The organism is Streptomyces sp. NPDC007901, from assembly GCF_042959465.1.
Taxonomy (GTDB): Bacteria; Actinomycetota; Actinomycetes; order Streptomycetales; family Streptomycetaceae; genus Streptomyces.
Window position 1 is genome coordinate 1 of record NZ_JBIBKW010000056.1, and the last position, 14,598, is coordinate 14,598.

Sequence of the window (14,598 nt, forward strand, 5' to 3'; positions counted from 1 at the left end):
GGGACAACTCGCACGTCCGGTTCGGGAGGGCGGCGCGGAGAAACGGGCTGGGAGCAATCCCAGTACCGCGCTCCGCGCCGACCCCACCACGACGTGGCGGTGGTCGACTCCGAGGCCCGACTGCTCGGGAAGCTCAGGATCACCGACGATGCGGCCGGCTTCCAGGACCTGCTACGCCTGCTCACCGAGCACGGCGACAGCCCAGAGGATCCGATCCCGGTTGCGATCGAGACCTCGCGGGGACTGCTGGTGGCCTGCCTGCGGGCCTCCGGACGCCAGGTCTACGCGATCAACCCGATGGCCGTCGCCCGCTACCGCGACCGGCACGCGGTCTCCCGGAAGAAGTCCGATCACCAGGACGCCGTCGTCCTGGCCAACATCCTGCGGACCGACGCCTCGTTGCACCGGCCTCTGCCCACAGACTCCGACCTGGTCAAGGCGATCGCCGTCCTTGCCAGGGCTCAGCAAGACGCAGTCTGGGACCGCACCCGCGCCCACAACCGGCTCCGGTCCCACCTGCGCGAGTACTACCCCGCGATCCTCGAAGCCTTCGCCACCAAGCGCCAGCAGCTGCTGGCCCGAGAGGCGCGCGCGATCCTTGCGATCGCGCCCACTCCAGCTGAGGCCGCCCGGCTGACCGCGCCCGGCTGAGGACGGCAGTCAGGCAGGCCGGACGCCAACGCCGCATCGAGGCTGAGACCGATCGCATCCTGGAGGTGTTCCGCCGGACCTGGCTCCGCCAGCCACCTCTGGTTGAGCGGGCGATGGGACGGCAGACGCTTGCTCTCCTTGCTCAGTTCGATGCGGCCTGCCATGCCTGCGACGACCTTGCGCGCGAGACGGAGGAGCTGTTCCTGCAACATCCCGATGCCGAGATCATCACGAGCTTCCCCGGCCTGGCCACACTCACCGGCGCTCGGATACTTGCCGAGATCGGCGACGACCGCACCCGTTTTGCCCAGGCCGGCGACCTGAAGGCCTACGCCGGAAGTGCACCGGTGACCCGGGAGTCCGGCAAGAGCCGGCATGTCACTCACCGCCGGATCAAGAACAGCCGTCTGGCCGCGACCGGTCGGCACTGGGCGTTCGCCGCGCTGACTGCTTCCCCTGGCGCCCACGCACACTACAACCGCCGACGCAGCAACGGCGATCGCTACCACGCAGCCCTCCGCAACCTGTTCAACCGCATGCTCGGCCAACTCCATCACTGCCTGGCACGTCACCAGAAGTTCGACGAAACCATCGCCTTCAATCAGCCGACGTGTTCCCCACTCACGGCAGCCGCTTGACGGGATAGCCGCATGGGGTGTCTTGTCGCCACGGACCCGCACCGGACGAACCCGTGGCCGGCCCATACCAAGGCGTGGGACCCGGATGGCCTCCAACACGGCCGTGAACTGAGGGCTGTCTCCCCGCTGACCCGCTGTGACCAGCAGCGATAACGGCTTCTGTCCTTGCTCGCAGGCCAGGTGAATCTTCGTGGTCCAGCCCCCGCGCGACCGGCCCAGGCCGTGATCATCAGGTTCGTCCTGACGGCCGCCGGGCGGTTCCTTCTGGGCTTGGCCGTCGCGCCGGGCACCGGCCGCGTGCTGATGAGCCCGGCAGATCGTGGAGTCGACGTTTACGTCCCAGGTGATCAGCCCGGCTGCGTCCGCCCGGGCCTGCAACCCGGTCAGGACCGCCGACCAGACACCATTGCGTTGCCAGCGACGGAAGAGCCCATAGACCGTCTGCCAGGGACCGTACTCCGTCGGCAGATCCCGCCACGGGGCACCGGTCCGAACCCGCCATCGAATCCCGTCGATCAACCGCCGCCGACATACCGACGGCCTTCCCAACACCGCGACCGGCAACAACGGACCCAGCACCGCCCACTGATCATCGGAAAGATCCCCTCGCCCCACATCGAGATCATCACGGCACGAAGCGAGACACGGACCTCAGTTCCAAAACACGACCTAGCCGCTCGAACCCCTGCTCACCGCGGGCGGAGGCCATGGCCCAGCTACAGGTCGAGGGAGCTGGCTGCGTGGGGACAGGGGCCGCTCCGCGTCAACAGGGAGCCCTGTGGGCTGCGGCCTCGCCCATCGCCGCGGGCTGCGACACTAGAACGCCGAGTGCTTGATCCGCTACACCACGACGCGGGACAGCCGCGGTTATGGCACTCGATGCCCTAACATAATCAACGGTTCACTGGCCTGGTGGCGCCCGCATAGTCGTCCCCCTGGTACCGGTACGGCTCAATCCTGATGACCTTTCCCGGCCGGGGTGAATCGATCATTTGTCCGCCTCCGGTGTAGAGGCCGACGTGGTGGATGCCGCCAGCAGCGTTGCCGTAGAAGACCAGGTCTCCCGGCTTGAGCTGCAGTCCTGCGGGGATGAGGGGCCCAGCATCGTATTGCTCCTGAGCGGTACGGGGCAGGGTAATTCCGGCGGCGGCGTAGGCGGCCCGGGTCAGGCCAGAGCAGTCGAATCCCGCGTCGCCAGTGCCGGGGCCGTTGCCGCCCCGCTCATAAGGGAGTCCGAGCTGGCCCTGGGCGTAGTTGATCGCCTGCAGTGCGGCGGCGGTCGGAGTGGTGTCGGTGCCGAAGCCTGTGTCGCTGGTGTACGTCTGGGCCTGGGTGAGGACTTGTGAGACGTACGAGTCGTCGGGGTTGTATGTCTTGAGGGCGCCTGGGATGTCCTTGCCGCCTCGGGCGCCGGAGTCGCACAGGAATGCGGCGGCGGCGTAGATCGCATCCTGCTTGTTGTACGGCGAGGGCGGAGTCGCCCCGCCCTTTGGCGGCGGGTGTTTGGCGACAATGCTCTGGAAGGTGGCCAGCAAGAACTGCATCGGCCCGCGGGCGTCGGCGTAGTTGGCGCCGCTGTGGACGCCGGCCAGTGTCGAGCGGCCGTGATCCGACTCCGTCTTGCCGATTGCTGCGAGGACCGTCCAATCGAGTCCCGGGCAGGTGGTGGCCGCGTCCATGTACAGGGCGAGGTAGTCGGACGGGATGTCGGTGAGCGCGGCCCTGCTGGGCTGCGTGCTGCCGCTGCCGCCGAAGGCCGACAACATGCCGCTGGCCCCGGCGCTGCCGAGGACGGCGACCAGCATCAGCAGTCCCAGGGCTGCGGCGGTGATCTTTCCCATGACCGATCACCCCCGTGGGCGACGGTCTGACGGCTCGGGCGGGAGAGGGGACGGCGGCAGGAGGCCGTTGACCACGTCGCCGTTGGCCTGTGCGGGGTCGCTCGATGAGTTGCCCAGAGGCGGCAGCTGCGGCCAGGCATCGGCCAGTTCGGCGATGTGTAGGCGCCAGGTGGAGGGACGCTGGACATCCAGCGGCTGCCAGCGGGCTGCCGCGGGGTCGTTGTCCTGGCCGTCGAGGAAGTCCGCGCTGGAAGTGGCCAGCGGCACCAGCGACGGATCGTCGAGGTCGGCCAGAGCGGCTGCCATCGCGCGGCGAACGTATGCCTCCCGGCGGGTGGTTGGCGTCCAGAGCAGGACCGGTGTGGTGATGCCAGTGGTGGTGGCCAGCTTGGCGTAGCCGGCGAGTTTGCGGCCGACGCGGTCCGGGCGTTCGGTGCCGAAGTCGAACTCCAGAAACCACTCAAGGGCCGCAGGTGCGGGGCTGAACTCGCGCCAGAGGCCGTAGGCGTCGGGGCGGACGATGTCACCGAAGTGCCTGGCACAGCGGGTCTCGGACCACCAGGCGGTGAGCCGGCCGGTGGTGTCCGTGCGGCGGGAGCGTGCGACGAGGGCGCTGAAGAAGCCGTTGGTGCCGACGGTGTGGGCCAGATGCAGGGAGTAGGCGATGCCGGTCGCCCGGTCGTGCCGGTAGTCCAGGTCGCGCAGATCAAGACCGTCCTCTCGGGCGAGCATGGCGGCCCCTGCGAGGTCGAGGACGTAGTGCATAGGGGCGGTGCCGGAAGTGACGAAGGGCTGGAACCGGTCGATCAGGCGCCACTGGTACAACCGCAGCAGCCGCATGTTGGCGGCCCGTACCGACGGCCAGGCCATCTCGACGATCTGGTGGGTGGTCAGGACCCGGTGCTCGTAAAGCATGCGGGCCAGCCACCGATCCCGTTCGGTCAGGCGGGTGGCGAGATGGGCGACGTAGCCGCTGGTGACCGCGGCGCGCTGGCTGGGGCGTTGGGGTTGGTGTCCGCGGAGGGAGCGCTGGGGCGTGGGATTGGTGATCAAGGCGGTGCACCTCCGGAGTTTGAGAGGGGATTCGGTCGTGGGGTGGTGGCCGCCGCACGCGGTGGGCGGCGGGCGGGAGCCCGGGCGCTCAGGTGGGGCGGCGCGGGTCCGCCACCTGCTCGCCGCTCACCTTGCGGGCCGAGACCCGGTGGGGCCGGGCGTTGCGGCGGGCGGCGGCGCGGATCTGCTTGGCGCGGCCCGGGATCGGCGGCGGGAGCGGTTCGGTGACGGCGGTGAACGCGGGAGCTTCGGCACCGTGCAGAACCGGGCGAATGACGACGTGGAAGGCGTCGAGGTTCGACAGATCGTGCGCGGTCACCCGGGGCTCGGTGTGGCGGGCCAAATGGCGGGCGTCCTCGGGGGAGGCGTTGAAGAAGATCTTGGTGCGGGCGTTGGTGCTGATGCCTTCTTCCAGTTCCTTGGGCAGCTGGCGTAGGTATTGGTGCGCGAGCGTCATGGACAGCCGGTAGCCGCGAGCCTCGGCGAGCATGTCCTCCAGCGGGTAAGGCAGCTTGAGGAAGTTGTGTGCCTCGTCCAGGTACAGCCCGGCGTCTGGGCGCCGGCCCTGGGGGATGCGGGCGCGGTGGGTGGCGGCCTGCCAGGTGCGGGCGACCACGATGGAGCCCATCAGGTGGGCGGTCTCGGTGCCCAGGGCGTCCTTGGCGATGCGCACCAGGCAGATTCCCCCATTGAGTACTGCGTCCATATCGACGGTGGAGGTCCCTCCGGCGAGGGCGGCGCGGACGAAGGGGCGCAGCAGGAAGCCACGGAGCTTGTTCATCAGGGGCGCGGTGACCTGTGCGCGGGCCGGTTCGGACAGGGCGTCGTACCAGGACCAGAAGCCCCGCAGGACGCCGTCGCTGATCTGGGCGACGGCCCGCTGCCGAAATGAGGGGACCGCCAGCAGTTTGGGCAGGTCGGTCAGGACGGGGATGCCGCCCTGTGTCCGCAGGGTGAGCAGCCCGGCGCGCAGGATGTCGTCGGTGCGCGGCCCCCAGGAAGAGGCGTAGACACGGGAGAAGATCGACACCAGGTTGTCGACCGTCCGGGCGACGTCGTCGCCTTCGAGGGGGTTGAGGATGGGAGGGCGGGCCTTGCTGTCGGCATCGAAAAGGATCACCTTGTGCCCGAGCTCTTCCGGCAGCCGTATCAGCACGTCGGTGATCAGGTCGCCCTTGGGGTCGACGACCACCAGGCCGCGTCCGGTCTCGGCGTCAGCAAGGATCATCCGCGCCATGAGTTCCGACTTGCCGGAGCCGGTGGCGCCGAGGATGTGCAGGTGGTGGCGGGCATCCGGAACACGCAAGCCCACCGCGCGCGGGTGGCCGGTGTCGGTCAGCCCGATGGGCCGGACGGAGGGGCCGGTCGTGGCGATGCCGGGCGGGGGCGGCACCGCGCGGGCGCCGGCGCGTTGCAGGCTGGGAATCGCTTCGTCCCAGGGCAGGTGCGCCACCACCGCCAGTTCCGGGACCGAGAGCAAGTCCCCTGGGCCCAGACGGCGTTCGGAGATGTAGAGCTGAGGTCGGCGGAGTTTGGCTCGGCGGTAGTAGTTGTGCTCGGTGAAGGCGGCGAACGCACTCGCGATGGCGTGGCCTCGGCCGCGCAGCCGCTCGCGGACCGCGGCGTGCCGTTCGGAATTCGCCTCGGCGGGAACGGTCGCGGTGATCGCGTAGCGGATGCGGGTCTCATACTGGGCGCCGCGCTGTTTGGCGACGATCACCTTGTCCTCGGCGGACGCCTCCAAAGCCGTCTGGTGGTCCAGTGCGGGGGTGGCGCGGCGGGAACGCGGAGGGCGGTAGCCCGGGGTGAGCACGTCGAGCAGACGGCTGACGGGGCGGATGGGGTGTCCGGCGCGCGCCCGCCGCGCCGCTCGGCGGGCTTTGGCGATCCGCCGCCCGGTGACTGGCCGGGCCAGGATCTGGACCACCGCCTGTTCCCCTGCGCCGAGGCCGACCGGGGCGCCGAGCAGAGCGCGGATCGGGTCGGCGGGGAAGGCGGTGCGGATGGGCAGCGCCTCGGGCCGGGCCAGGCGCAACTCGCCCCCGGCGGCTTCGGCGTGCGGCTGGCCCAGGAGATTGAGCGGCGGTGCGGGTGCGGTGCGGGTGCGGGCGCCGGGCCAGGCGGCCTCGACCGCGCGCTCGACCATGCCGGGCGGAACGACGCCGGGGACCCACAGGCGGATGTGGATGGTTTCGCGGTCGAAGGCGTACTCCCACGCCAGGTGGGGCTGGCCGGTCAGGCGGCGGCGCCAGGCGGGCCGCAGCAGCCCGAGTAGGTTCGCCCACAGCGCTTCCGCTCCGGCAGGGTCGGCGGTAGGAGGCGGCAGCACGGTGACGATCCGGGCGTTGGCACTGAGTATTCGCCGGCAGCGGCGGCGCCACCACGAGAGTGCCCAGCCGAGACCGGCGGCAGCGACCACCAGGGCTGTACCCGCGGCGGGTCCCCAGACGATGCCCCACTGCGCCACGTGGGCCAGCACGGCGCACACGGTGCCACCGGGATCACGAAGATAGGCGACCAGCGGGGAGTGAGCGCTGGCCGAGGCGGCGAAGAGAGTTGGGAACGGCGGGAGGTGGCCAAGGAGCATGCCAATGCCTCCAAAGCGAGATCGCGAAGAGGTCGTCAGGCGGCGCGGCCGTGCCGCTTCGCGGCGGATATCTGGCCGGATTCGGCCGATGCCGATGCCGATGGCTTGGGCGGGGTGTCGTCGTCCACGAGTCGCAAGCCGCCGCGTCGGCGGCGCTGGGCGTGGCGTTCGGCATCGACTTCGGCCTGCCAGGAGCGGAACGTTCGGGCGCTCAGTCGTTTGAGGAAATGTGGGATGCGGTTGGCGGGAATGCCCACGAGGCGCGGGCCGAGGACGGCCAACAGGTCGCTGGCCTCCTGCGAGTGCCATCCGGCGGCGGCGATGGACTCTTCGTCGGGGAAGACATCCGCCACACGGTCACGCTCGACGTCCAGTAGAGCGTCCTGGGTTCCGCCGAAGCTGTAGACCCACAGGAAATTCGCCGGTGGGTCAGGCTCCACCAAAGCGCGGAACCGGGAGACTTCCTTGGTGTAGGCGTAGAAGTTCGTCTCCGGCCTGGCGCGGACGATCCGCAGCCACGCCAGCAGGTAGGCGTCGGAAAGGAAGTCACCTGAATCGTGAATCCTCACCCAGGTGCCGCGGAATTTCCGCCTCCCGAGCTCGGCGGTCATCGCCTCTTCCCAGCCGGACAGGTCGTCGAGAACGAAGCGGAGATTGGCCTGGTGCTTGGCCTTCACCGTGGGCCAGGTGTACGTGCCGTGCCGCGCATAGCAAACCTCACGGCAAATCCCTGCCGATGGGCAGGTGTTGTAGGTTTTCCCGTCCGGGAAGCGGCCGGCCCAGGCGGGCAGCGTCCAGTTCCAGACGCCGATCGCGCGCATTTCACGGTTCTGGGTCAGTAGTCGCCCGGGCCGCCGGGGGACGAGAGCGGGCACCGATGCGTGAGACGGCATGGATGGCCTCTCAGGAGAATGGCGGGAGACGCGACGGCCCGTCTGTGCAGGACCGGCGCACTGGTCGCAGAAGGGGTGCTGAGGGGTCGTTCAGTCGGTGTCGAGATCGACCTCGCTGCTGGAAACGGCGTCATAGGCGTCGTCAGGGGAATCGGCCGCTTCGAGATCCAGGAATGGGCCCTCGGCAGGCGAAGCCGTGCCGCTGTCCATGTAGGCGGCAAGCTCTGCGGGATTCGTGGTCACCAGGTAGTGCTCGGTGGGCGAGGCCAGGGAGGCGAACGCGACCCGCTGTGTTCCGGCGGACAGCAGGCCTTGGCCGCGGTCGGCGGTCAGCAGGAACTGCCGCTCGCCCTCGGACAGATCGAACGTCCGGGTGATCTCGTCGATGGCCTGCGGGGCCTGACGCAGCAGGATCTGAGTGGCGGCGTTGGCCACGACGGCCTTGCCCAGGTCGGAGCCGAGCACGTCCGCGGTGTCCTGGGTGGCCACGGTCAGTCCGGCCCAGTGCTTGCGGGATGCCTTGGCCATCCGGAACAGGAACTGTGCCCCGGCCGGTTCCTTCATCAACAGCCATGCCTCGTCCACGGTCACCAGCCGGGGTCGGCGCAGCGCCGGATCGGACACCCGGCGCCAGACGGCGTCAAGCGTCAGCAAGGTCCCGATGCTTTTGAGTTCGTCCGGCAGGTCGCGCAGGGAAAACACCACCAGGTGGCCGTCAGGCCGGGTGGTGGTGGGCCCGGCGAACAGTCCGGAGAACGCGCCCCGGGTGAAGGGGTGCAGCCGCGCCGCCAAATCCGTTGCGCTCTGGTCCTTCGAGGCGTGCAGGGTGGTGGCGAGGTCGCCTAGCAGCGGGGCGGCTCGGGTCCAAGTACGTGCGTCCGCGGTGATGCCGGCCTGCTGATATGTCGCGGCGATCGCCTGGTCCAGCACCGCCCGCTCCGCCGGCGTCAGCTGCGCGCCGAGCAGTACGGCCAGGACGGTGTGCAGGAACAGGGCGCGCCGGATCACGGCGTCCCTGGGCGCTGTACGGCGTCCGTCGGGCCGAGTGTGGATGGGCAGGTCGAAGGGGTTGAGCCGGACGTCCTCGGCGCCGAGATGGACGTAGGTGCCGCCGACCGCGCGGGCGAGGCGGGAGTACTCGTCCTCGGGGTCGATGACGTAGTTTTCGATGCCGCGGTAGAGCGAGCGCAGCAGCTCCAGCTTGACCAGGTAGGACTTGCCCGCCCCGGAGCGGCCCAGGACGACAGAGTTGTGGTTGTCCAGGGCGAAGCGGTCCCAGTGGACGAGGCCTTGGCTGCCGATGTTGTAGCCGTAGAGCACGCCGGACGGTGCGGCAACCGACGTGGGATCGGGCGGAGGCAGGTCGGGGCTGGTGAACGGGAACGCAGCGGACAGGGCGGCGGTGTCGAAGGTGCGGCGCATCCTGATGAGGTCCAGGCCCATCGGCAGGCAGGTGACCCAACCCTGCATGCTGCGGTAGGTCGTGGGCTTGGCGTCCAGCAACAGGCTGGCCGCGAGCGCCCGTACGGCCGCGACCTCGTTGGCCAACTCCTCGTGGCTGGTGGCGTGGACCGTCAGGTACAGGCCGAGCCGGTAGAGCTTGCCCTCGCCGCGGGCGACCCGGGCGGACAGGTCGTACGCGTCCTCGGTGGCTGCCTCCACCTCTGGGTCGATGAGCCGGCCATGGTCCTGGGTGTGGCGGCGGCCGGATTCGAGCTTGGCGAGTTGCCGCTTGAGCCGGTTGGCGGCGGTGACCGGGTCGATCGGCTCGATGTGCATGCTGACGTCGACCCGGCCGGGGTAGGTCAGCAGCGGCTGGAGCCACCCGGGATGCACCTCGCGCGGGTAAACGGTGATTGCGAAGGAGGCCACCCACTCCGTCCCGACCTCCAGATGCCGGGGCGCGACGGTCAGGGAGTCCGGGGTGAATGCTGCGGCGTCGTGTCCAGGCGGAGCGGATGCAGGGTGTCCTGTGCGCGGGCGGGAGCGGTTCACAGTGTGTCCCTCCCAGCCCACTGGTCCCAAGACTGGGAGGCGTCGTGAGTGCTGGGCCGGTCCTCATCGGTCGCCGTGGGGGCGGTGGTGATGACGTCGTCGGCGCCGGCGAGCGCCGAGGTGGGAGGCAGGAGGCTGTCGGGATTGCAGGCGGCGGCCAGCACGGCGGTGGCCTGCCCGGCGTCCAGCGGGGTGACGACGACACCGAGGGGACCCAGGAGTTCGACGGCCTCGCCGATTCGGCGGATCAGGCGGGCTTCGGCGGCGCGCCGGACGGCGTGGGTTTCGATCCCGCCGCTGGGTGGGGCCTTCCTGCGGTGGGCGAAAGCAGCCAGGGGCGAGCCGTCGCCCGAGTTCTGGGCGAGAGCGCCCGGCCTGAGAGGCTCACGCAGGACGAGCAGTACCTGGCGGCACAAAAGGTAATTGCTCTGGGCGAGTTGGGCGAGGTAGTCGGCGTGCTCACGGGCGGCGGCTTCCAGCGCCGTGTGCGGCAGTGACGAGGCGTGCTGGCGCAACTCGCCGATCTGCGCGGACAGATCCAGCCGTTCGGTACGGATGAGGACTTGGACGGGGACGGTGAGCGAGTGCAGATACCGGCCGAACGTAGCCACCAGTGCGTCCTGTTCGGCCGGGGTGCGCAGGGCGAAGTTGATGGTGCTGCACACCGCCACCACCGCGACCCCGTCAGTGCCGAGGTCGATCACGCCGGTCTCGCTCACGCCTTCGGCGGGCAACTGCAGTGCGACTGGAGCCACGCCGCCGGTCGGTCGCACGGGTTCGGTGGCCTGTTGGGTGAGCCAGAGGGGTGCGGGGTGGATGCCTTCGGGAGCGGAGACCTGGTGGCGGGGTGTCATGCGCTGGCGCAGGGCCGCGAGCAGTAGCTGGTCCAGCGATATCCCGTCGCGTCGGCCAAGTGTCAGGAAGGCGGCGGTGGCACCGACCGGAACGGCGGGGACCAGGAACACTGGTAGGGGGACGAACGCGCGGGTGACGGACCAGGCTCCGTACAGCAGGATTCCGGTGATAGCCAGGATCAGCAGTTGGCGCGCGGTCAGGTTGGCCAGGACGGTGTCCTCGCGGTCCACATCGGCGGGGATGCGCACGGGCTGGGTCATGACGAGTCACCTCCGGAGCGTGGGCCGCGGCCGGGGCGCGGGGGCAGTGTGCGCCTGGCGGGCGGGGCGCTGGTGGGCGGCGGGGAACTGAAGACGGCCGGGGGAGGGGCGCTGGTGCGCGGGTGCCGCGTCGGCGGGAGGCGGTGGTCGGGCACCGGTGGCCGGAAGGCGGCGGGTGCGGGTGGCCGGGTGGGGTGCCGGGGCGGAGTGGGAGGCTGTGGAGTGGGCGGCTGGAACCGCGGCCGAGCGGGTGCCGGCGGCCTGCCCCTTGCTCCGGCTGGGAGGGTGGGCTGGGAACCGGCGGGTGCCTGGAATCGAGGCAGGCCAGGCGGGCGGGTCGGCCGTGGCAAGGGCTGGGCCGTGCGGGTGAGGGCTCCGCCAGATGGAGTCTCGCCCGGAGCCCGGAATTGTGGAGGTGGGGGCGGAGAGCCGGCCGGGGCGATCGGCTGGTCGTGTTCGGGGACCATGGGGATCGGCTGGAGGAAGAACGGTGGCCCTGGCGGGCGCCTCGGGCCGCCTCCTGGTAGTCCGGGCCGAGCGGGGCCACCGCCGTTTCGGCGGGGACTCGGACCGCCCGGCGTCGGCCCAGGGCCGAGCGGCCGGGGAGAATTCGCCGCCCCACCTGAGCCTGCTGCGGGCAGGGCGGGGCGCGTACCACTGCGGCGCGAGGCGGCACCGGCGGCGTTGACGCCGCGTAGCAGTCCGAAGGTCCTGTACGTGGCATAGGCGCGGACCACGCTGCCCGCGAAAGACCGGCCGCTGCTGATGCGGAGTGACCCCAGGATCCAGAACGGGATCTTGAAGGCGATGTACATCAGGGCCAGCGTCATGAGCACGTTGACCAGACCGTTCTTGGTCACGCCGAACAGTCCGTTGGGGCCGAACCCGCCGGGGGTCAAGAACACCCGGATACCCGTGATCAGGGCCAGGGACTGGGCGACCTGGACGGCCAGGACGCCGCCGAAGGCCTTCCACCACCATCGGGCGATGCCGTCCGTCTGCGGCAGGGCGTGACAGATCAGTGCCAGGGGCGCCGCGACGATCAGCATCACGGTCAGGGCCACGCGGACGACGAAGGTCAGCAACAGCGCAACCAGGACACAGATGACCACGACCCACAGCAGGACGGTGAAGATGTTGCCGTCGGAGGAATCGAAGGTGGTCAACACGAAATCGCGCAGGGCGGGCCCGGCGGTGTCCTCGTTGACGCCGCCGCTCAGCGCGGCCTGGGAGAGAGCATTTGCGAGGTCGACGGCCTTGCCCGCGAGGAACAGGGACAGGGCGGAGGCGAGGAACCCCAGGGGTATTCGCGGAGCGACTTCCTTGACCGAGTAGCGGGTCTGGACACTCTCGTGGGCCATCACCACGATCCCAGCGACGGCAACCAGCAGGGAGTAGCAGGCGAGAGCGATCTGCCAGGAATTCGCCCACAGTGCGCCGACGCGCGGCATGGACTCGGGACTGGGCGTGCTCAGCAACGTGTTGCTGAGCAGGTTCAGCAGCGGGTTGAGCGCGAACTTGATCACTGACTTGAAGAAGGTCGTGATCGCGTTGCTGACGCCCTTGGCGATCCACCCCGTCACCCCGCCGCCTCCGCCACCGTCGACCTGGGCCCGTGGCAGCGTTCCCGCTGTGGGGGACGGGCTGCCCGATTGCCGGGGCTGGGGGATACAGTCCGCTCCCGAGCACGAGGACGTGGTTGCTGAGGGTTTGGCCCTGGGCGGGGTCGGCGTGGCGGACGCGGTGGTCGGCGCAGGGCCGGGGCTCGGGCTTGGGTCGGCGTAGGCGGAATACACCGACGCGAGCACCGTCAAAGCCACGGCGGCGAACAGCAGGCTGCGACGACGGTGACGCCGTCGGTTACCGGAGGCAGTGCGCGATGCGCCTGGTCCTGCCTGGCGACCGGCCCCGGTGAGGCCCGGTGCGGCGGCTCCGGGGAGCCGGAGTACCGGGACAGCGGATGCCTGGGCGGCCATCACGCCCCCACGATCCCTTTCAGGATTTGGACCACCAGAGGGGCCAGCGCGGCCAGTCCGTAGCCCCAACCGGCGCTCTTGAAAGCGGCCTTGGCCTTCTCCACCTCGCCGGGATCGCCTCCGGCCATGACGTAACGCACTCCGCCCAGAGACAGGAACACCGTGGCCAGCCCCGCCAGGATGCCCATGATCCAGTTGCGGATGTTGTCCAGGACAGCGTTGACCGACTTCGCCAAGGCCAGAGTCTGTCCGGGGTCGGCCGCCTGCGCTGTCGACGCACCCAGGAGACACACGACCAGCAGGGCGGCTGCGGTCAGCAGCAGCCACCAGCCCAGCTGGCGACCCAACTGGCCAGCGACGAAGGCCCGGTGCAGCCGGGCACATGTGCGGGCAGCGATGCGCCTTGGACGGTGAGGGAGGGGTGTCAGGCGCATCGGGGCACCTCCGGTGACGCGTCGGCAGGAAGGGCGGGCGTAGGTCCCCCGCACCGGAGAAGGCCGGAATCGGCGCCAGGTTTGGACACCGCCCGCGCGGATTTCCCGTCTGGCCGTGCCGGGCTTTCGCACCCCGCATCGGTAACGGACGGTGAGCGCCGTGCCGGGCGGGGCCGCAATGTGGCGGGGGGCAGTTCGTCGGTGACACAGGCGGCGACCGGGTCGTCCGGGTCGGTGGTCGCGGCCTGTTCGCGCAAGAAGGAGACCAGGCGTCGCTCGGCGCGCCATCGGGCCTTGTAGGCCGCCTCGTGGGACGTCTCGTGGCGGTCGGCCCAGTCGGTGAGCGGTGTCTCGTCCAGTCGGGTGGCACCGATCAGGTCGGCCTCGGTCCGGGTCAGGACCAACAGCCGGACCGCGCGCGCCAATACCAAGTCGGGGTGGCCCCACGGTGGACGCGGCGGCGCCGACCGGAAGTCCCTGCCCACGGGAGCCGGCGCGTCCAGTGCCTCGTACAGTGCTGCGACGCCGGCCCGGAAGGCGGCCCAGCGCAGCCGCACCAGCACCCGCGGTCGGTCCACGTCCACCGTCGCCAGCGCGCCGAGGAAGCCGCTGAGCACCTCGGCGTGGGCGTCGAACACGTCGCCGGGGAACCGGGCCGTCAGCCAGTGGGCCACGCCGGCCAGTGCCGGCAGCGCCATACCCGTGCACGCCAGTGTCCACGTGGCACCGTGCTCCCGGGATTGCCGCACCAGGTGCGCCCAAACTGCGTCCCGGGTACGCCGCGGGCAGTGGCGGCGCAGCATTCGGTCCCTCAACTCGTCCAGCGGGACGAGGCGGTTGGGCAGGCCTGGGAAGTCCCGGCCGTTCACGGACAGCGGCTGCGGCCCGGTCACCAGCAGCGTGAAACACTTCCGTGCCGAATCCAGCGGCGACGGCTGGCCGACGGCGTCGGCGGCAGGGGAGCGATGCCTGTCAGTCATGTGAGGCGACTCCTTCACGAGGTGAAAGAAACGACGCCTCAAGGAATCCACACGACCGACAAGAAACCGACAATTAGATTTACCTCGGGGAATCTAAATGCTACTAAATATTGCTTAAATGAGAGCCTTTTGGTGAGGGTGAGAAGTGGCGAGAAGGAAGGGCCTTAGTGGGGTTTCAGTGGCCGCTTAGTAGCGTCTGACCTGCTTCTTTAGCGCGTTCGCAGTGGGCCTTTGAGTGCCCGCGGCTGAGCTCATCTCATAGCGTGGCGCCAATGAACCTCTTTCATCCTGAATAGTCGCAGGTCAAGAGTGTGTGGATGGCTTGGATGATGGTGCCGATGCGCCGGGTTGAACATCGGGCTCGCCGTAACAGTCGCCAGGACTTCAGCTGTGCGAAAGCGCGCTCGCCGGGAGCCCGCAGCCGGGCGTGGTCAC

9 protein-coding genes and 3 pseudogenes are annotated in these 14,598 nt (G+C 69.8%); 1 reads left to right on the top strand and 11 read right to left on the bottom strand.

The annotated features are described in order from the left end of the window. Positions 1 to 93: 93 nt before the first annotated feature. Positions 94 to 1,289, top strand: a pseudogene (locus ACFZDK_RS54820) (IS110 family transposase). Between the two features lie 36 nt (positions 1,290 to 1,325). Here ACFZDK_RS54820 and ACFZDK_RS54825 read toward each other — a convergent pair. The 11 genes and pseudogenes from ACFZDK_RS54825 to ACFZDK_RS54875 form a co-directional block, all read right to left on the bottom strand. Further along, positions 1,326 to 1,904 (bottom strand): annotated as a pseudogene (locus ACFZDK_RS54825) (IS5 family transposase); the annotation flags it as partial. A gap of 278 nt (positions 1,905 to 2,182) precedes the next feature. Continuing rightward, on the bottom strand, positions 2,183 to 3,130 hold the full coding sequence (locus ACFZDK_RS54830; RefSeq protein ID WP_390986697.1) for an NlpC/P60 family protein: 948 nt from the start codon (positions 3,128 to 3,130) through the stop codon (positions 2,183 to 2,185). A 6-nt stretch (positions 3,131 to 3,136) separates the two neighbouring features. After that, a complete protein-coding gene (locus tag ACFZDK_RS54835) occupies positions 3,137 to 4,183 on the bottom strand; it encodes a replication-relaxation family protein (RefSeq protein ID WP_390986700.1) in 1,047 nt (348 codons plus the stop codon). 88 nt (positions 4,184 to 4,271) lie between these two features. Next, positions 4,272 to 6,770: a TraM recognition domain-containing protein gene (locus ACFZDK_RS54840; RefSeq protein WP_390986703.1), complete on the bottom strand. Its 2,499-nt coding sequence runs from the start codon at positions 6,768 to 6,770 to the stop codon at positions 4,272 to 4,274. A 35-nt stretch (positions 6,771 to 6,805) separates the two neighbouring features. Beyond that, positions 6,806 to 7,663, bottom strand: a complete 858-nt coding sequence (locus ACFZDK_RS54845; protein WP_390986706.1) for a hypothetical protein — start codon at positions 7,661 to 7,663, stop codon at positions 6,806 to 6,808. A gap of 90 nt (positions 7,664 to 7,753) precedes the next feature. Then, on the bottom strand, positions 7,754 to 9,535 hold the full coding sequence (locus ACFZDK_RS54850; protein WP_390986708.1) for a helicase HerA domain-containing protein: 1,782 nt from the start codon (positions 9,533 to 9,535) through the stop codon (positions 7,754 to 7,756). Positions 9,536 to 9,654: 119 nt separating this feature from the next. After that, positions 9,655 to 10,773 carry a PrgI family mobile element protein gene (locus tag ACFZDK_RS54855; protein ID WP_390986711.1) on the bottom strand — a complete coding sequence of 373 codons (1,119 nt, stop codon included), beginning with the start codon at positions 10,771 to 10,773 and terminating at the stop codon, positions 9,655 to 9,657. Further along, entirely contained in the window at positions 10,770 to 12,356 is a 1,587-nt protein-coding gene (locus ACFZDK_RS54860) for a hypothetical protein (RefSeq protein WP_390986713.1), read from the bottom strand. Before ACFZDK_RS54860 ends, ACFZDK_RS54855 begins: the two co-directional genes overlap by 4 nt. A 392-nt stretch (positions 12,357 to 12,748) precedes the next feature. Then, positions 12,749 to 13,183 (bottom strand): pilin, encoded by a 435-nt coding sequence (locus tag ACFZDK_RS54865; RefSeq protein WP_390986716.1) that lies wholly within the window; start codon positions 13,181 to 13,183, stop codon positions 12,749 to 12,751. Then, positions 13,174 to 14,163 carry a hypothetical protein gene (locus ACFZDK_RS54870; RefSeq protein ID WP_390986718.1) on the bottom strand — a complete coding sequence of 330 codons (990 nt, stop codon included), beginning with the start codon at positions 14,161 to 14,163 and terminating at the stop codon, positions 13,174 to 13,176. Before ACFZDK_RS54870 ends, ACFZDK_RS54865 begins: the two co-directional genes overlap by 10 nt. Before the next feature lie 283 nt (positions 14,164 to 14,446). Continuing rightward, positions 14,447 to 14,598: pseudogene (locus tag ACFZDK_RS54875) on the bottom strand (IS5/IS1182 family transposase); the annotation flags it as partial.